We start from the raw sequence: 19,485 nt of genomic DNA on the forward strand, positions 1-19,485 counted from the left end.
ATGAACATATTTAAATCCCATTTCTGGTATAACAAAAGCCAAAGAAATGGGATTTTCTTTTTAGTAATAATTATTATAATATTACAAAGCCTTATCGTTTTCGATGTTTTTTCTTCGGATGAAACGATAGAAACAAATACTACAGAGTTATTAGCTTTTCATCAGCAAATAGATAGTTTGCAAAAAGTTGAATTAGAAAACAGAAAACCAAAGATTTATCCATTCAACCCTAATTATATTACAGATTATAAAGGAGAACAATTAGGAATGTCTTTATCTGAAATTGATAGACTGTTAACTTTTCGAAAAACGAATAAGTTTGTGAATTCTAAAAGAGAATTTCAGAAAGTAACCAAGGTTTCAGATAGTTTATTGAATAAAATTTCTCCTTATTTTAAGTTCCCAGGTTGGGTTGTAAAACGAAACAGGCAATTAGAAAAGCAAAACTCAAAAAGGAATGTCAATTCTAGTGGAGTCGAAAAAAATCTTCCAAAAGAAAAAATAAGAACTAAAGATATAAACCAAGCAACCATTTTAGATTTACAATCTATTAATGGAATTGGAGATAAATTATCAGAAAGAATTATAAAATACAGAACAAAACTACAAGGTTTTTCTTTAGATGATCAGTTGTATGAAGTTTGGGGTTTAGAGAAGCCGGTTGCAGATAAAATCTTATCAAATTTTAAAATTTTAGGGAAACCAACCATTAAAAAGGTAAACATTAATACTATTGAATTTAAACAGTTATTAAAGAATCCTTACATAAATTACAGCTTATGTGTTAAAATATTCAATTATAGAGATGAAGTTGCAGAACTTCAAGATATATCCGAATTAAAAAATATCAAGGATTTTCCTTTGGATAAATATGATAGAATAATCTTATATTTGGTGGCAGAATAAACAAATAACAAACACATTTATTAGCTTATGAACAGTATGTATTTTACTGAAGAACACGAAGCATTTCGCTCAAGTTTTAAAGCTTTTTTACAGAAAGAAGTAGCTCCGCATATAGAAAAGTGGGAAAAAACAGGAACTATAGAACGTTTCATTTGGAAAAAATTCGGTGAAATGGGTTATTTCGGACTTTGCACACCAGAAGAATATGGAGGTTTAGATTTAGATCTTTTTTATACAGTGATCTTTTTAGAAGAATTACAGAAAATAAATTCTGGCGGATTCGCAGCTGCAATGTGGGCACATGAGTTCCTTGCAATGACGCATTTGAATAAAGAAGCAAATGAAACAACAAAACAAAAATATTTAGTTCCAAGTGTAGAAGGAGATAAAATTGGTTGTTTGTGTATCACAGAACCATATTGTGGTTCTGATGTAGCAGGAATGAAGTCTACAGCAATTAAAAAAGGTGACAAATATATTTTAAATGGATCTAAAACATTTATTACAAACGGAATTTATTCAGATTATTTAATCGTTGCCGCAAAAACAGATCCTACAGATAAATATAAAGGAATCAGCATTTTTGTAGTAGATAGAACTGCAAAAGGAGTTTCTGCAACCAAATTAGATAAATTAGGTTGGCGCGCTTCAGATACGGGAGAAATAGCTTTTGACAATGTAGAAATACCAGCAGAAAATTTAATGGGCGAAGAAGGAAAAGGTTTTCCTTATATAATGCAACATTTTGCATTAGAGCGTTTAATTATGGGAATCAATGCGCATGCAAGAGCAGAATATGCTGTAGAATATGCAGTTGGTTACATGCAAGAACGTGTTGCTTTTGGTAAATCTTTAGATAGGTTTCAAGTGTTAAGACACAAAATTGCAGAAATGGCGAGTAGAGTAGATATGTGTAAAGAGTATAATTACTCAATTGCAAAGCGATTAAACGATGGGCAATATGTTGTTAAAGAAGCAAGTATGTCTAAGTTATTGTCAACAAAAATGGCAGACGAAGTAATTTACGATGCACTTCAAATGCTAGGTGGTTATGGTTATATGGAAGATTACCCCATGGCACGTTTGTTACGTGATAGTAGGTTAGGGCCAATTGGTGGTGGAACTTCAGAAATTTTAAAAGAGATTATCGCAAAAATGGTAATCGATAATAAAGAATATAAACCGGCAACATAATTTTTGGGCGTTACCTAAAGGTCGGGCTTTACATTATATCTTTTTACGAAAAGTAAAAAGGATGTCATTTCAATCCCTAACGCAAATTACTTGTTTTAAAATATATTGTAAATACTAATTGTCAATTCATAATTTGTAATTATCTTTGCAGTCCAAAAAATAAATCAATAGTTTTAAGAACTATACAAAATATAAAGATACTATGAAGGGAGGTGCCAACTTATGTTAATTATACCTATTAAAGAAGGAGAGAATATAGATAGAGCTTTAAAGCGTTACAAAAGAAAATTTGATCGTACTAAAACGATGAAAAACTTGCGTGCTAGAAAGAACTTCACAAAACCTTCTGTAGCAAACAGAGCTCAAAGAATTAAAGCTTCTTACGTTCAGAGATTAAGAACACAAGAAGAAGTAGGTTAGAAATAACTAATTCTTTAAGAATATAAAACTCGTAACCGATTTTGGTGTTACGAGTTTTTTTATGCGTTAAATTTTGTAATTTTACAAACCACAACTAATTAGAAGATTTTGATTAATTCATTTTTAGAATATTTATTATTAGAAAAAAAGTATTCTATACACACAATAACTGCATATAAAAACGATTTAATCTCATTTAGAGATTTTATTGAAACAGAATTTAATCAAGGAAATTTATTAGAAGTTCATTATCCACAAGTTAGAAGTTGGATTGTTTCTTTGGTGGATTTAAAAATATCCAATAGAACAATTAATAGAAAAGTAAGTTCTTTAAAGTCGTTTTATAAGTTTCTTCAAAAAACAAAACAAGTAGAAAGTAATCCATTAGCAAAACATAGAGCATTAAAAGTTGCTAAAAAAGTACAAGTTCCTTTTACTTCAAAAGAGATCAATGCTGTAATTAACAATGTAGGTTTAGAGAACGATTTTGTCTCCGTTAGAAACAAATTAATAGTAGAATTATTTTATTCAACAGGTGTAAGAAGAGCAGAGCTCATAAATATTAAAGAACACAACATCAGTTATTTAGATAGAACAATAAAGGTTTTAGGAAAAAGAAATAAAGAGCGCTTTGTTCCTTTATTAGAATCTGTTTTAGAAACACTATATAGTTATATAGATTTAAAAAAGGAATACAATAAAGGTTTAGAAGAGTTATTTATTACAGAAAAAGGAAATAAAATTTACGAAACTCTTGTTTACAGAATTATTAATTCTTACTTTAGTAAAGTCTCATCAAAGGTTAAAAAGAGTCCACATATTTTAAGGCATTCTTTTGCTACACACTTATTAAATGAAGGCGCAGATTTAAATTCAGTTAAAGAACTGTTAGGGCATTCTTCTTTAGCTTCAACCCAAGTTTATACACATAATAGTCTTGGCGCGATAAAAAAAGTATATAACCAGGCTCACCCTAGGAGCAATAAAAAAGTATGATTTATGAAAGTATTCACACAGTCAGTAAATTTTAATGCAGATAGCGAACTAATTGAATTTGTAGAAAAGAAGGTAGAATCTTTAGCAAAGTATCATGATAAGATTGTAGATGCAGAAGTTTTTTTAAAAGTTCAGAATAAAAGTGATAAAGAAAATAAAATAACAGAGCTTAAAATAAATATTCCTGGAAGTGAGTTGATTGTAAAAAGAGAAACAAAAACCTTCGAAGAAGGTATTAATGCAGCTGTAGACAACTTAAAGAGACAGTTAAAAAAGTCTAAAGAAAAGCATCGCAATTCTTTGATTTCATAAAAGTGAAAAAAAAGTAAAAAAATAATTACAAAAAGTTTTTAAATATAAAAAAACTTTATACATTTGCAATCCGTTAGAAATAGCGGGTTGTTTTTTTGCAACAAAAGCCGATGTAGCTCAGCTGGCTAGAGCAGCTGATTTGTAATCAGCAGGTCGTGGGTTCGAGTCCCTCCATCGGCTCAAAAGCAAAAAGATATAAGTTCATGAAAATAGTAAATTAAAGGGGAGATACTCAAGCGGCCAACGAGGACGGACTGTAACTCCGTTGACTACGTCTTCGCAGGTTCGAATCCTGCTCTCCCCACAAATTTACATATTGCGAAAGTAGCTCAGTTGGTAGAGCGTCAGCCTTCCAAGCTGAATGTCGCCGGTTCGAACCCGGTCTTTCGCTCAAAATATCAACAAAAGCCGGTGTAGCTCAGTTGGTAGAGCGCATCCTTGGTAGGGATGAGGTCGTGAGTTCAAATCTCATCGCTGGCTCAATTTAATACGTATTACTAGACACTAAATATATTTAAACTAAGAATTAAAATTAATAATTATGGCAAAAGGAACTTTTGACCGTTCGAAACCACACTTAAACATTGGTACTATCGGACACGTAGATCACGGTAAGACTACATTAACTGCGGCTATTACTAAAGTATTGGCTGATGCAGGATTTTCTGCAGCTTTATCTTTTGATCAGATTGATAATGCACCAGAAGAAAAAGAAAGAGGTATTACAATTAACACTTCACATGTAGAGTATCAAACAGCAAATCGTCATTACGCTCACGTAGACTGTCCAGGTCACGCGGATTACGTAAAGAATATGGTTACTGGTGCTGCTCAAATGGATGGTGCTATTTTAGTGGTTGCTGCGACAGATGGTCCAATGCCACAAACTAGAGAGCATATCTTATTAGGACGTCAGGTTGGTATTCCTCGTATGGTTGTATTCATGAATAAAGTGGATATGGTTGATGATGAAGAATTACTTGAGTTAGTTGATATGGAGATTAGAGAATTATTATCTTTCTATGAGTATGATGGAGATAATGGTCCTGTAATTGCTGGTTCAGCTTTAGGAGCTCTTAACGGAGAACAAAAATGGGTTGATTCTGTATTGGAATTAATGGCAGCTGTAGATACTTGGATCGAAGAGCCTTTAAGAGAGGTTGAGAAAGATTTCTTAATGCCAGTTGAAGATGTATTTTCAATTACTGGTCGTGGAACTGTAGCTACAGGTCGTATCGAAACGGGTATTGCTAATACAGGTGATGTTGTTGATATTATTGGTATGGGAGCTGAAAAAATGACTTCTACTGTTACTGGTATTGAAATGTTCCGTCAAATCTTAGATAGAGGTGAAGCAGGAGATAATGCTGGTATCTTATTAAGAGGTATAGCAAAAGAAGATATTAAGAGAGGTATGGTAATCTGTAAGCCAGGTTCTGTAACACCACACGCTAAATTCAAAGCAGAAGTATATGTTTTGAAAAAGGAAGAAGGTGGTCGTCATACTCCATTTCATAACAACTATCGTCCACAGTTCTATGTAAGAACTACAGATGTAACAGGTACAATTAACTTACCTGATGGAGTTGAAATGGTTATGCCAGGAGATAACTTAACAATTACTGTAGACTTAATTCAGCCAATCGCATTAAATGTTGGTTTACGTTTTGCAATCCGTGAGGGTGGTAGAACAGTTGGAGCTGGTCAGGTAACTGAATTAATAGATTAATTTTTTTATTAATTTATTAGAATAAATTTAAAAGGTATCACGTTGTAAAGCGTGATGCCTTTATCAATGAATAAGAAACGGGCGTAGTTCAGCGGTAGAGCACTGGTCTCCAAAACCAGCTGTCGGGAGTTCGAATCTCTCCGCCCGTGCAATAAAATAAAAAAAAGTAAATGAACTTTATACAATATATCAAAGATTCTTTTGAAGAGTTAAATAACCACATGACGTGGATTTCAAAAGAAGATGCTCAAAAAACAACTGTAACTGTAGCTGTGTTTACTATTTTGTTTGCATTGGCAGTAGCTGGTATAGACTATGTGTTTCAGACAGGTTTAGATAATTTTTTTTTAATATTTAAATCTAATTAATAATGGCAGCTGATTCAGTAATGAAATGGTATGTTGTTAGAGCCATTGGTGGACAAGAGAATAAAGTGAAAGCTTATATAGAAACTGAAATTTCTAGAGTAGGTCTTTCAGATTATGTAAGTCAAGTTATTGTACCTACAGAAAAAGTTATTCAAATTCGTAACGGTAAAAAAGTAAACAGAGAAAGAGCGTTTTTTCCAGGTTATATTATGGTTGAGGCAAATCTTTCAGGAGAAGTTCCTCACGTTATAAAAGCAATTACTGGAGTGATAGGTTTTTTAGGAGAAACAAAAGGTGGTGAGCCTGTTCCTATGAGAAAATCTGAAGTGAATAGAATGTTAGGTAAAGTTGATGAGCTTTCAGTTCAAGATGAAAATATTGCAATTCCTTTTAATATAGGAGAAACAGTAAAAGTTGTTGATGGTCCTTTTAATGGATTTGATGGAGTAATCGAAAAAGTAAACGAAGAAAAGCGTAAACTTGAAGTAATGGTTAAAATCTTTGGAAGAAAAACACCATTAGAATTAAGTTATATGCAAGTAGATAAGATATAATTGTTACACAAATATTATATATAACGATTTGTTTTTAAGCTTCCAAAATTAAAACAAATCATTAAACATTTTAAAATGGCAAAAGAAGTTAGTAAAGTAGTTAAGTTACAAGTAAGGGGAGGCGCAGCGAATCCATCGCCGCCGGTTGGACCCGCTTTAGGAGCTGCTGGTGTTAACATTATGGAGTTCTGTAAACAGTTTAATGCAAGAACGCAAGACAAACAAGGTAAAGTTTTACCTGTTGTTATTACTGTTTTCAAAGATAAATCATTTGATTTTCTTGTAAAGACTCCACCTGCAGCAGTTCAGTTACTAGAAGCGGCCAAAATTAAAAAAGGTTCAGGAGAACCAAACAGAAAGAAAGTAGCATCAGTTACTTGGGATCAAATTAAAGTAATTGCGGAAGACAAAATGGTAGATTTAAATGCCTTTGAAATTTCTTCAGCAATGCGTATGATTGCAGGTACAGCACGTTCTATGGGATTAACAGTAAAAGGTAATGCACCAGCATAAACTTTATAAAAAGTAGTAAAATGGCAAAATTAACAAAAAAGCAAAAAGAAGCTTACGCAAAGGTAGATAGCTCTAAATCTTATGATTTATCAGCTGCATCAGCGCTAGTTAAAGACATTACTAATGTAAAGTTTGATGCATCAGTAGATTTAGCGATACGTTTAGGAGTAGATCCTCGTAAAGCTAATCAAATGGTTCGTGGTGTAGTAACATTACCTCACGGAACCGGTAAAGATGTAAAAGTTTTAGCATTAGTAACTCCAGATAAAGAAGCAGAAGCTACAGCAGCTGGTGCAGATTATGTTGGATTAGATGAGTACCTTCAGAAAATTAAAGGAGGTTGGACAGATGTAGATGTAATTATTACTATGCCAAGTGTAATGGGTAAATTAGGTCCTTTAGGTAGAGTTTTAGGTCCTAGAGGTTTAATGCCAAACCCAAAGACTGGTACAGTAACAATGGACGTTGCAAAAGCTATTACAGATGTAAAAGCTGGTAAAATTGACTTTAAAGTTGATAAAACTGGTATCGTTCATGCTGCAATTGGAAAAGTATCTTTTGATGCTAAAAAAATTGAAGAAAATGCAAACGAATTAATACAAACAATTCTTAAACTGAAACCTACAACTGCAAAAGGAACGTATGTAAAAAGCGTTTTTATGTCTAGTACTATGAGTCCTAGTATTGCTGTTGAAGTAAAAACTGTTTAATACGTTAAAACTTATAATTATGACTAGAGAAGAGAAATCACAAGTAATACAAGATTTAACAGCAGTATTAGCAGACACTAACACTTTATATTTAGCAGATATTTCTGGATTAGATGCACAAACAACATCTAATTTACGTAGAGCTTGTTTTAAAGCAGGTGTTCAGTTATCCGTTGTTAAAAATACATTACTTGCAAAAGCAATGGAAGCTTCAGATAAAGATTTTGGAGACTTACCAACAGTATTAAAAGGTAATACATCAATGATGATTGCTGAAGCAGCTAATGCGCCAGCAAAATTAATCAAAGATTTCAGAAAGAAAGGTGATAGACCATTATTAAAAGGTGCATTTGCTGAAGAATCTGTATATATTGGTGATGATCAATTAGATGCTTTAGTAGACATTAAGTCTAGAGAAGAATTAATTGGAGAAATCATTGGATTATTACAATCACCAGCTAAAAATGTTATTTCAGCATTACAATCAGGTGGTCAAACACTTTCAGGTATTATTAAAACATTATCTGAAAAATAATTACGCGCACAAATAAACACTATAATAAACAAAATTTTTAAAAACAATTAAAATGGCAGAATTAAAAGATTTCGCAGAGCAATTAGTTAACTTAACAGTAAAAGAAGTTAATGAATTAGCTACTATTTTAAAAGATGAGTACGGTATTGAGCCAGCAGCAGCAGCAGTTGCAGTAGCAGGTCCAGCAGCAGCAGGTGAAGAAGCAGAAGCACAAACTGAATTTGATGTTATTTTAACAGCAGCAGGTGGTTCTAAATTAGCAGTTGTAAAATTAGTTAAAGAATTAACTGGTTTAGGATTGAAAGAAGCAAAAGGTATCGTTGATAGCGCTCCTGCAGCAGTAAAAGAAGGTGTAACTAAAGATGAGGCTGAAGGTCTTAAAAAATCTTTAGAAGAAGCTGGAGCTGAGGTAGAGCTTAAGTAAGCTTTTACTCCCGATTTCGAGTATTCGAAACGGGAAAACAAATTTAGGTTTAGGTACTAAAAACTAATGTTTTTAGTCCTAAACCATTTTGTGTATATATTCGTTTTTTATTTTTATTCAGATTTTAATCAAAAAAATATTCTCTTTTGGCAACGAAAAACACTACTGAAAGAATCAACTTCGCTACTTCTCAAATGATAAAGGAGTATCCAGACTTTTTGGATATTCAGGTAAAATCTTTTCAAGATTTTTTCCAACTTCAAACAAAGGCAGAAGAAAGAGGTGAAGAAGGTTTGTACAAAACCTTCATGGATAACTTTCCAATTACAGATACAAGAAATCAGTTTGTATTAGAATTTTTAGACTACTTTGTAGATCCACCAAGATATTCTATTCAAGAATGTATTGAAAGAGGTCTTACACATAGTGTGCCTTTAAAAGCACGTCTAAAATTGTATTGTACAGATCCAGAACATGAAGATTTCGAAACTATTGTTCAAGATGTATATCTTGGTACAATTCCATATATGACTAACTCTGGTACCTTTGTAATAAATGGTGCAGAGCGTGTGGTCGTTTCTCAATTACACAGATCACCAGGTGTATTCTTTGGGCAATCTTTCCATGCAAACGGTACAAAATTATACTCTGCAAGAGTAATTCCTTTTAAAGGGTCTTGGATAGAGTTTGCTACCGATATCAATCAAGTAATGTATGCTTATATTGACAGAAAGAAAAAATTACCAGTAACAACATTATTCAGAGCCATTGGTTTTGAAAGAGATAAAGATATTTTAGAAATTTTTGACCTTGCAGAAGAAGTAAAAGTTTCTAAAGCTGGATTAAAGAAAGTATTAGGACGTAAATTGGCTGCTAGAGTTTTAAAAACTTGGCATGAAGATTTCGTAGATGAAGATACTGGTGAAGTTGTATCTATTGAAAGAAATGAAATCATTTTCGATCGTGATACAATTTTAGATAAAGAACATATTGATGAAATAATTGAAGCAGGTGCTAAAACCGTTTTACTACATAAAGTAGATAACGATATGGCAGATTATGCTATTATTCATAATACACTTCAGAAAGATCCTACCAATTCAGAAAAAGAAGCAGTAGAACATATTTATAGACAACTTCGTAATGCAGAACCGCCAGATGAGGAGACTGCAAGAGGTATTATAGATAAGTTATTCTTTTCTGAACAAAGATATAATTTAGGTGAGGTTGGTCGTTTTAGAATGAACACCAAACTTCAGTTAAATGAACCTATAGATCAAAAAGTATTAACAAAATTAGATATTATAACAATTATTAAATATTTAATTGAGTTAATTAACTCTAAAGCAGAAGTTGATGATATTGATCACTTATCTAACCGTCGTGTTAGAACTGTAGGTGAACAATTAGCAGGTCAGTTTGGTGTTGGTTTAGCTCGTATGGCTAGAACAATTCGTGAGCGTATGAATGTACGTGATAACGAGGTGTTTACACCAATTGATTTAATTAACGCAAAAACCTTATCTTCTGTAATTAATTCTTTCTTCGGAACGAATCAATTATCTCAATTTATGGATCAAACCAATCCTTTAGCAGAAATTACGCACAAGCGTAGATTATCTGCACTAGGACCAGGTGGTTTATCAAGAGAAAGAGCAGGTTTTGAGGTACGTGATGTTCACTATACTCACTATGGTCGTTTATGTCCAATTGAAACTCCAGAGGGACCAAATATTGGTTTAATTTCTTCACTTGCAGTTTTTGCAAAAGTGAATAATTTAGGTTTTATTGAAACTCCTTATAGAAAAGTAGAAAATGGTGTAGTATCTACAGAAGAACCAATTTACTTAAGTGCTGAAGAAGAAGAAGGTATGAAAACTGCCCAGTCTAATTTAGAATTAAAAGAAGACGGTGCTATTGTTTTAGATAGAGTTATTGCTAGAGAAGAAGGCGATTTCCCTGTTGTTACTCCAGACCAAATAAATTTAATGGACGTTGCTCCAAATCAAATTGCATCTATATCTGCATCTTTAATTCCTTTCTTGGAACATGATGATGCGAATAGAGCATTGATGGGATCTAACATGATGCGTCAAGCAGTTCCATTATTAAGACCAGAATCACCAATTGTAGGTACAGGTTTAGAGCGTAGAGTTGCAAAAGATTCGCGTATTCTAATCAATGCTGAAGGTGCTGGACAAGTTATTTATGTTGATGCAAATAAAATTACAATTAAGTACGATAGAACTGAAGAAGAAAAACTAGTTAGTTTTGATTCTGATGAAGTTTCTTATAACTTAATTAAATTTAGAAAAACCAATCAAGGAACCAACATTAACCTAAAACCAATTGTAGAAAAAGGTGATAGAGTTACTGAAGGTCAAGTTCTTTGTGAAGGTTATGCAACACAAAAAGGAGAATTAGCTTTAGGAAGAAATATGAAAGTAGCCTTTATGCCTTGGAAAGGGTATAACTTTGAGGATGCAATTGTAATTTCAGAAAAAGTTGTTCGTGAAGATATATTTACATCTATTCATATTGATGAGTACTCTTTAGATGTTAGAGATACAAAATTAGGAATTGAAGAATTAACTAATGATATTCCTAACGTTTCTGAAGAAGCTACCAAAGATTTAGATGAAAATGGAATGATTAGAATTGGAGCAGAAGTAAATCCTGGTGATATCTTAATTGGTAAAATTACACCAAAAGGAGAATCTGATCCAACTCCAGAAGAAAAATTATTACGTGCTATTTTTGGTGACAAAGCAGGTGATGTAAAAGATGCATCATTAAAAGCTTCTCCATCATTAAGAGGTGTAGTAATTGATAAAAAATTATTTAGAAGAGCTGTAAAAGATAAAAACAAGAGATTAAGAGATAAAGAAGCTGTTGCATCTTTAGAATCATCTTTCGTTGGTAAATTTGAAGGCTTAAAAGATGAATTAATCGAGAAGTTATTTACTTTTATTAGTGGAAAAACTTCACAAGGAGTACTTAATGATTTAGGTGAAGAAGTATTACCAAAAGGTAAAAAATATACACTTAAAATGTTAAACTCTGTAGATGATTATGTGCATTTAACAGGTTCTTGGACAACTGATAAAGACTTAAATGGTTTAGTAGGTGAATTAGTTCACAACTATAAAATTAAAGTGAATGATTTACAAGGTTCTTTAAGACGTCAAAAGTTTACAATCTCTGTAGGTGATGAATTACCAGCAGGAATTTTAAAACTAGCTAAAGTTTATATCGCTAAAAAACGTAAGTTAAAAGTAGGTGATAAAATGGCAGGACGTCACGGAAATAAAGGTATTGTAGCTCGTATTGTTAGAGCAGAAGATATGCCTTTCCTAGAAGACGGAACTCCAGTTGATATTGTATTAAATCCATTAGGTGTACCATCTCGTATGAACATTGGTCAGATTTATGAAACTGTTCTTGGTTGGGCAGGTCAAAAATTAGGAACTAAATATGCAACACCAATTTTTGATGGAGCATCTTTAGATCAGATTAATGAGATTACAGATGAAGCTGGCGTACCAAGATTTGGTCATACTTATTTATATGATGGTGGAACAGGAAAACGTTTCGATCAACCAGCAACAGTTGGTATCATTTATATGATTAAGTTAGGACACATGATTGAAGATAAAATGCATGCGCGTTCTATTGGTCCTTATTCATTAATTACACAACAACCTTTAGGTGGTAAAGCACAATTTGGAGGTCAACGTTTTGGAGAGATGGAAGTATGGGCACTTGAGGCTTATGGAGCTTCTGCAATCTTAAGAGAAATCTTAACTGTAAAATCTGATGATGTCATGGGTAGAGCTAAAACATACGAAAGTATTGTTAAGGGAGAATCTATGCCAGAACCAGGTTTACCAGAATCGTTTAACGTATTAATGCATGAACTTAAAGGTTTAGGTTTAGACGTTAGATTAGAAGAATAAATTTTTTCAGTAACCAATTTCCAATAGCAATTTTGTTATTGGAAATTGAATACTGCCAACTGAATACTTATTAAAAGACATGGCAAGAAAACAAGAGAAGTACACTGTAAAAAAGTTTAACAAAATCTCAATCGGTTTATCATCACCAGAAGCTATTTTAGAAATTTCTAAAGGTGAAGTTTTAAAACCAGAAACTATAAATTACCGTACACACAAACCTGAAAGAGATGGTTTATTTTGTGAACGTATTTTTGGTCCTGTAAAGGATTATGAATGTGCTTGTGGAAAGTACAAAAGAATTCGTTACAAAGGAATTGTTTGTGATAGATGTGGAGTAGAAGTAACAGAAAAAAAAGTACGTAGAGATAGAGTAGGACATATCAACTTGGTAGTCCCTGTAGCTCATATTTGGTACTTTAGATCATTACCTAACAAAATGGGATACCTTTTAGGTTTACCATCCAAAAAGTTAGATATGATTATTTACTACGAACGTTACGTAGTAATTCAGCCAGGTATTGCTAAAAATGTTGAAGGAGAACCATTACAAAAAATGGACTTCTTAACGGAAGAAGAATATTTAGATATTCTTGAAGAAATTCCTGCTGAAAATCAATATTTAGATGATGAAGACCCAAATAAGTTTATCGCTAAAATGGGAGCTGAATGTCTAATTGATTTATTAGCTCGTATTGATTTAGAAGCATTATCTTTTGAATTAAGACACAAAGCAAATACAGAAACGTCTAAACAACGTAAAACTGAAGCATTAAAACGTTTAAATGTTGTTGAAGCATTTAGAGATTCTCAAAAGAATAGAGAGAATAATCCAGAATGGATGATAATGAAAGCAGTTCCGGTAATTCCACCAGAATTGAGACCATTAGTACCATTAGATGGAGGTCGTTTTGCAACTTCAGATTTAAATGATTTATATAGAAGAGTTATTATCAGAAACAATCGTTTAAAAAGATTAGTTGAGATAAAAGCTCCTGAAGTTATTTTACGTAATGAGAAACGTATGTTACAAGAATCTGTAGATTCTTTGTTTGATAATACACGTAAATCATCAGCAGTAAAAACTGAATCTAACAGACCTTTAAAATCTTTATCAGATTCATTAAAAGGTAAACAAGGACGTTTCCGCCAGAATTTATTAGGAAAACGTGTAGATTATTCAGCACGTTCTGTAATTGTTGTTGGACCAGAATTAAGACTTTCAGAATGTGGTATCCCTAAAGATATGGCAGCTGAACTTTACAAGCCTTTTGTAATTAGAAAACTAATTGAAAGAGGAATTGTAAAAACAGTTAAATCTGCAAAGAAAATAATAGATAGAAAAGAGCCAGTTGTTTGGGATATTTTAGAAAATGTAATTAAAGGACATCCAGTTTTATTAAACAGGGCTCCTACTTTACACAGACTAGGTATACAAGCTTTTCAACCAAAATTAATTGAAGGAAAAGCAATACAATTACATCCTTTAGCATGTTCAGCATTTAATGCGGATTTTGATGGAGATCAAATGGCGGTTCACTTACCATTAGGACCAGAAGCTATTCTAGAAGCACAATTATTAATGTTGGCTTCCCATAATATCTTAAATCCTGCAAATGGTGCTCCAGTAACAGTTCCTTCTCAGGATATGGTACTTGGTTTATACTATATGACTAAAGAAAGAATCTCTACTCCAGAAGTTAAAATTAAAGGAGAAGGATTAACTTTTTATTCACCAGAAGAAGTAACTATTGCTTTTAACGAAGAAATGGTAGACTTAAATGCTGGAATTAAAGTAAGAACTTACGATGTTGATGAAAACGGAGAGCAAGTTAGAAAAATAATAAAAACTACTGTTGGTAGAGTTTTATTTAATGAAAAAGTTCCTGCTGCTGCTGGTTATATCAATGAAGTTTTAACTAAAAAGAATTTACGTGGAATTATTGGTGGTATTTTAAAAGCTACTGATATTCCTACAACTGGAGACTTTTTAGATCAGATAAAAAATATGGGTTATAAATTTGCCTTTCAAGGTGGTTTATCTTTCTCATTAGGGGATATTATTATTCCTAAAGAAAAACAATCTATGATTGATGAAGCCAATAAAGAGGTGGATGTAATTGTAGGTAACTATAATATGGGTATGTTAACGCAAAAAGAGCGTTACAATCAGGTAATTGATGTTTGGGGTTCTACCAACAACAGATTAACTGAATTGTCTATGAAAAACTTACGTGAAGACCAACAAGGTTTTAACTCGGTTTACATGATGCTTGATTCTGGTGCAAGGGGTTCTAAAGAACAAATTCGTCAGTTAACAGGTATGCGTGGATTAATGGCAAAACCTAAAAAATCTACTGCTGGTGGTGGTGAAATTATTGAGAATCCAATTCTTTCTAACTTTAAGGAAGGTTTATCAATTCTTGAATACTTTATATCTACTCACGGTGCGCGTAAAGGACTTGCAGATACCGCTTTAAAAACGGCAGATGCTGGTTACTTAACTCGTAGGTTGGTAGATGTTTCTCAAGATGTTATCGTAAATGAAGAAGATTGTGGTACATTAAGAGGTTTAGAAGTTACTCCATTAAAGAAAAATGATGAGATTGTAGAATCTTTATCAGACAGAATTGATGGTAGAGTTTCTTTAAACGATGTTTATCATCCATTAACAGAAGAACTATTATTAGAAGCAAATCAACCAATTTCATCTCAATTAGCAGATAAAGTAGATGCTTCAGGTATAGATTCTGTACAAGTAAGATCTGCATTAACATGTGAATCTGAAAGAGGTATTTGTGCTAAATGTTACGGACAAAGTTTATCAACTCTTAATAAAGTTCAAATCGGTGAAGCAGTTGGTGTAATTGCAGCACAGTCTATTGGAGAGCCTGGTACACAGTTAACATTACGTACCTTCCACGTTGGTGGGGTTGCAGGTAATATTTCTGAAGAAAATAAATTAATTGCAAAGTTTGATGGTAAAGTTACTATTGATGATTTACGTACAGTTGTTGGAAAAGACAGTGATGGTAAAGAAATTGATATTGTAATTTCTAGAACTGCGGAAATTAAAATTATAGATAAGAAAACAGGAATTACACAGAGTACAAATATACTTCCTTACGGTTCTATCATTTTTGATAAAGAAAGAAAGTCTATTAAAAAAGGAGACACAATTGTTCAATGGGATCCATTTAACGGTGTAATTGTTTCAGAATTTGGAGGAAAAGTGAAGTTTGACAATTTAACACAAGGTATTAATTACTCTGTAGAGGTTGATGAGCAAACTGGTTTCCAGGAGATTGTAATGATCGATTCTAAAAACAAGAAACTAATTGCGTCTTTAATTGTTGAAGATAAAGATGGTAATGCTTTACGTTCATACAGTTTACCAGTAGGTGCACACTTAATGGTTAATGATGGAGATAAAGTAGAACCTGGTCATACGTTAGTTAAAATACCAAGAAAATCTGGTAAAGCAGGAGATATTACTGGAGGTTTACCTCGTGTAACAGAATTATTTGAAGCACGTAATCCTTCTAATCCATCTGTAGTATCAGAGATTGATGGTGTTGTATCTTTCGGAAAAATTAAGCGTGGTAATAGAGAAATTATTGTTGAATCTAAAACAGGTGATATTAGAAAGTATTTAGTTAAGCTTTCTAACCAGATTTTAGTTCAAGAAAATGACTTTATTAAAGCAGGTATGCCATTATCAGACGGAGCAACAACTCCTTCAGATATTTTAAGAATTAAAGGACCTTCTGCAGTACAAATGTATTTAGTAAATGAAATACAAGAAGTATACCGTTTACAAGGTGTAAAAATTAATGACAAACATTTTGAAGTAGTTGTACGTCAAATGATGCGTAAAGTTAAAATTATTGATTCTGGAGATACTTTATTCCTAGAAAATCAATTAATTCATAAAATTGACTTTATCAAAGATAACGATGCTATATACGGAATGAAAGTTGTTGAGGAAACTGGAGATTCAGAAAACTTAAAAGCAGGTCAAATTATCACTGCACGTCAATTAAGAGATGAAAATTCTTTATTAAGAAGAAATGACAAGAACTTAGTTGAAGCAAGAGATGCAAAACCTGCAACAGCAGAACAAGTTTTACAAGGTATTACAAGAGCATCACTTCAAACAAAATCGTTTATTTCTGCAGCTTCTTTCCAAGAAACTACAAAAGTATTAAACGAGGCTGCTGTAAGTGGTAAAATAGATACTTTAGAAGGACTGAAAGAGAATGTAATTGTTGGTAAGAGAATTCCAGCAGGAACAGGAATGAGAGCTTACGACAATGTAATTGTTGGTTCTAAAGATGAAATGGAACAAAGTGGAAATTTCTAAATAAACGTTTAAGCGTTAAATATTTTAAAAGTTGAATTGTTTACTGTAACTTATTTACACTATTCAATTCAACTTTTTTTATTTTAAGATAAAAAAGCACAATTTAATACTATAAATTATGGAAGAAAATCAGAATAAAGATGGACAGTTAAATATAGAATTAGATCAAGAAATTGCTGAAGGTACCTATTCTAACCTGGCAATTATTAATCATTCTGTATCAGAATTTATTGTAGACTTTATTAATATTATGCCTGGTGTACCTAAAGCAAAAGTAAAATCTAGAATAATTTTAACACCACAACACGCAAAAAGATTAGCAAAAGCTTTAGCAGATAATGTTAGAAAATTTGAAGAAGCTAATGGTGAAATAAAAGAGTACGAACAACCTACAATGCCAATGAATTTTGGACCGACAGGACAAGCATAAAAAAAAGCGAAACTTAAAAGTTTCGTTTTTTTTTATATTATATTTTTCTTGTTTTATTAAGTAACCAAAAGTCTGCTAACACCAAAGCAGTCATCGCTTCTACAATTGGTACAGCCCTTGGTACAACACAAGGATCGTGTCTTCCTTTACCAGTTATTTCCGTAACTTTATTTTCAGAATTTATAGTTTGTTGAGCACTCATAATAGTTGCTACTGGTTTAAATGCGACTCTAAAGTAGATATCCATACCATTACTAATTCCTCCTTGAATTCCTCCAGATAAATTAGATTGTGTAGAACCATCTGCATTAAAAATGTCATTATGTTCTGTACCTTTCATTTTTGCTCCACAAAAACCACTACCAAACTCAAAACCTTTTACAGCATTTATAGATAACATTGCACTACCTAATTGAGCATGAAGTTTTTGGAAAATAGGTTCACCTAAACCAACAGGCACATTTTGAGCAACACATGTAATTGTTCCTCCAATTGTGTCTCCAGCTTTTCTAATTTCTTGAACTCTAGCAATCATTTTCTCTGCGGAAGTTTCATCTGGACATCGAATAATATTATTTTCAGTTTTAGAAAAGTCTAAATCTTGATACGGTTTGTCTATAAAAATATCTCCAACAGAAGATGTAAATGCATTAATATTGATGCTTGCAATTAATTGCTTAGCTAAAGCACCAGCAACAACCCAATTTGCGGTTTCACGTGCAGAACTTCTTCCGCCACCTCTAAAATCTCTTAAACCATACTTTTGATCATAGGTGTAATCTGCATGAGAAGGTCTGTAAACATTTGTATTATGGTTGTAATCTTTACTTTTCTGGTTTGTATTTCTAATTATAAAACCAATTGAAGTTCCGGTTGTGGTTCCTTCAAAAATACCTGAAAGAAATTCAACAGTATCTGGTTCTTTACGTTGTGTTACAATTTTTGATTGTCCAGGTTTACGTCTATTTAGCTCATTTTGAATAGCTTCTAAATCAAGCTTTAATCCTGCAGGAAAACCATCAATAACTCCACCAATAGCAGTTCCATGAGATTCTCCATAAGTGGTTACTTTTAATAAATTTCCAAAAGAATTAAACGACATAAATTATATAATTAGAATAGTGAAGCAAATATAACAAACTAGTATACAAGAAATCTAAATTTAATCAGTTTTGTAATGATTTCTAACAACTCTAATTCATCTATAAACGTTGATTAATAGAAAGATATGTGCGCTTATAAATGATATTCAAAATAAAATAAAAATAATACCTTTTTTATTTTAATTAATTAAAAAAGCTTTCTATATTTGCAGCCGCATTCAGCGAATAGCTGATGAGACACACTGGAGAAATGGCAGAGCGGTCGAATGCGGTAGTCTTGAAAACTATTGACTGTAACAGGTCCGGGGGTTCGAATCCCTCTTTCTCCGCAAAACCTCACAATTTATTGTGAGGTTTTTATTTTTTAATAGATACATTTATCAAATATTTTAAAAAAAAAGAATTGTTTAGCATTTCAAGATTATTTTGTCATGTTAAACTTCTGATAACTAAAATCATCAGTTGTAAAATTTTACTACCTTTGTAATCAGTATGAAGCAAATATTCCATAAAATAATGTCAATTGTAATGGCTTTTGTAGTGTTATTATCTACAATGTCGTTTACAGTAAACATGCATTATTGTGGCGATGAATTAGTAGAAACTGTTATTTTTCATAAAGCTGAAGGCTGTGGTATGGAAATGGAGAATCCATCTACTAAAGGTTGCGCTATCATCAAAAAAAAATGCTGTAACGATCAACAAATAGCTGTTGATGGACAAAACGAATTACATACACAAGTTGATGCTGTTTCTCTAGAACAACAAGTATTTTTAGCTTCATTTATTTACACTTATACCAATCTTTTTGAAGCTTTAGAAGAAAATGTATCTCCTTACGCAGTATACGAACCACCACTCGTCATCAATCAAATCTTCAAGATTGACGAGTCTTATTTAATTTGATTTTTAAACACTAGACTGTATTATCCTGTGAATTTATTTCATTTGGATAATTTGTTACGTTCGATGTTT

17 protein-coding genes and 6 tRNA genes are annotated in these 19,485 nt (G+C 32.3%); 22 read left to right on the top strand and 1 reads right to left on the bottom strand.

Annotated elements, in window-relative coordinates:
• The 20 genes from V3V28_RS06250 (at position 1) to V3V28_RS06345 (ending at position 17,407) form a co-directional block, all read left to right on the top strand.
• Positions 1–906: a helix-hairpin-helix domain-containing protein gene (locus V3V28_RS06250; RefSeq protein ID WP_331364166.1), complete on the top strand. Its 906-nt coding sequence runs from the start codon at positions 1–3 to the stop codon at positions 904–906.
• 27 nt (positions 907–933) lie between these two features.
• Entirely contained in the window at positions 934–2,100 is a 1,167-nt protein-coding gene (locus V3V28_RS06255) for an acyl-CoA dehydrogenase family protein (protein WP_331364167.1), read from the top strand.
• A gap of 222 nt (positions 2,101–2,322) precedes the next feature.
• The gene (gene rpsU, locus V3V28_RS06260) at positions 2,323–2,520 is read left to right on the top strand and encodes a 30S ribosomal protein S21 (protein WP_036822200.1); all 198 of its coding nucleotides are present in this window, start codon (positions 2,323–2,325) and stop codon (positions 2,518–2,520) included.
• Positions 2,521–2,625: 105 nt separating this feature from the next.
• On the top strand, positions 2,626–3,516 hold the full coding sequence (locus V3V28_RS06265; RefSeq protein ID WP_331364267.1) for a tyrosine-type recombinase/integrase: 891 nt from the start codon (positions 2,626–2,628) through the stop codon (positions 3,514–3,516).
• 3 nt (positions 3,517–3,519) lie between these two features.
• Positions 3,520–3,828 carry a ribosome hibernation-promoting factor, HPF/YfiA family gene (gene hpf / locus V3V28_RS06270; protein ID WP_331364168.1) on the top strand — a complete coding sequence of 103 codons (309 nt, stop codon included), beginning with the start codon at positions 3,520–3,522 and terminating at the stop codon, positions 3,826–3,828.
• Between the two features lie 106 nt (positions 3,829–3,934).
• Positions 3,935–4,008: transfer RNA gene (locus tag V3V28_RS06275), tRNA-Thr, on the top strand.
• 42 nt (positions 4,009–4,050) lie between these two features.
• Positions 4,051–4,132, top strand: a tRNA-Tyr gene (locus V3V28_RS06280).
• Positions 4,133–4,146: 14 nt separating this feature from the next.
• Positions 4,147–4,219, top strand: a tRNA-Gly gene (locus V3V28_RS06285).
• A 16-nt stretch (positions 4,220–4,235) separates the two neighbouring features.
• Positions 4,236–4,308 (top strand) — tRNA-Thr (locus V3V28_RS06290).
• 61 nt (positions 4,309–4,369) lie between these two features.
• Positions 4,370–5,557, top strand: coding sequence for an elongation factor Tu (gene tuf, locus V3V28_RS06295; protein ID WP_331364169.1), 1,188 nt, complete (start codon positions 4,370–4,372; stop codon positions 5,555–5,557).
• Positions 5,558–5,634: 77 nt separating this feature from the next.
• A tRNA-Trp gene (locus tag V3V28_RS06300) sits at positions 5,635–5,706 on the top strand.
• A gap of 21 nt (positions 5,707–5,727) precedes the next feature.
• Positions 5,728–5,925, top strand: a complete 198-nt coding sequence (secE, locus tag V3V28_RS06305; RefSeq protein ID WP_331364170.1) for a preprotein translocase subunit SecE — start codon at positions 5,728–5,730, stop codon at positions 5,923–5,925.
• Between the two features lie 2 nt (positions 5,926–5,927).
• Positions 5,928–6,479, top strand: coding sequence for a transcription termination/antitermination protein NusG (gene nusG, locus V3V28_RS06310; protein ID WP_331364171.1), 552 nt, complete (start codon positions 5,928–5,930; stop codon positions 6,477–6,479).
• Positions 6,480–6,554: 75 nt separating this feature from the next.
• The gene (gene rplK, locus V3V28_RS06315; protein WP_187482843.1) at positions 6,555–6,992 is read left to right on the top strand and encodes a 50S ribosomal protein L11; all 438 of its coding nucleotides are present in this window, start codon (positions 6,555–6,557) and stop codon (positions 6,990–6,992) included.
• A 20-nt stretch (positions 6,993–7,012) separates the two neighbouring features.
• A complete protein-coding gene (gene rplA / locus V3V28_RS06320; RefSeq protein WP_331364172.1) occupies positions 7,013–7,702 on the top strand; it encodes a 50S ribosomal protein L1 in 690 nt (229 codons plus the stop codon).
• 19 nt (positions 7,703–7,721) lie between these two features.
• Positions 7,722–8,237 carry a 50S ribosomal protein L10 gene (gene rplJ / locus V3V28_RS06325; RefSeq protein ID WP_331364173.1) on the top strand — a complete coding sequence of 172 codons (516 nt, stop codon included), beginning with the start codon at positions 7,722–7,724 and terminating at the stop codon, positions 8,235–8,237.
• 52 nt (positions 8,238–8,289) lie between these two features.
• On the top strand, positions 8,290–8,661 hold the full coding sequence (gene rplL, locus V3V28_RS06330) for a 50S ribosomal protein L7/L12 (RefSeq protein WP_331364174.1): 372 nt from the start codon (positions 8,290–8,292) through the stop codon (positions 8,659–8,661).
• Between the two features lie 146 nt (positions 8,662–8,807).
• A complete protein-coding gene (rpoB, locus tag V3V28_RS06335; RefSeq protein WP_331364175.1) occupies positions 8,808–12,617 on the top strand; it encodes a DNA-directed RNA polymerase subunit beta in 3,810 nt (1,269 codons plus the stop codon).
• A gap of 79 nt (positions 12,618–12,696) precedes the next feature.
• Entirely contained in the window at positions 12,697–16,977 is a 4,281-nt protein-coding gene (rpoC, locus tag V3V28_RS06340) for a DNA-directed RNA polymerase subunit beta' (protein WP_331364176.1), read from the top strand.
• Between the two features lie 118 nt (positions 16,978–17,095).
• On the top strand, positions 17,096–17,407 hold the full coding sequence (locus V3V28_RS06345) for a DUF3467 domain-containing protein (protein ID WP_331364177.1): 312 nt from the start codon (positions 17,096–17,098) through the stop codon (positions 17,405–17,407).
• A gap of 37 nt (positions 17,408–17,444) precedes the next feature.
• On the opposite strand, the gene aroC is transcribed toward V3V28_RS06345, so the two are convergent.
• Positions 17,445–18,509 carry a chorismate synthase gene (aroC, locus tag V3V28_RS06350; RefSeq protein WP_331364178.1) on the bottom strand — a complete coding sequence of 355 codons (1,065 nt, stop codon included), beginning with the start codon at positions 18,507–18,509 and terminating at the stop codon, positions 17,445–17,447.
• Between the two features lie 245 nt (positions 18,510–18,754).
• On the opposite strand from aroC, the gene V3V28_RS06355 reads away from it, so the two are divergent.
• A tRNA-Ser gene (locus V3V28_RS06355) sits at positions 18,755–18,839 on the top strand.
• Positions 18,840–19,002: 163 nt separating this feature from the next.
• Entirely contained in the window at positions 19,003–19,416 is a 414-nt protein-coding gene (locus V3V28_RS06360; protein ID WP_331364179.1) for an HYC_CC_PP family protein, read from the top strand.
• The last annotated feature ends 69 nt before the right edge of the window (positions 19,417–19,485 follow it).

The sequence above is a fragment of the Polaribacter sp. genome (assembly GCF_036480315.1).
GTDB lineage: Bacteria > Bacteroidota > Bacteroidia > Flavobacteriales > Flavobacteriaceae > Polaribacter.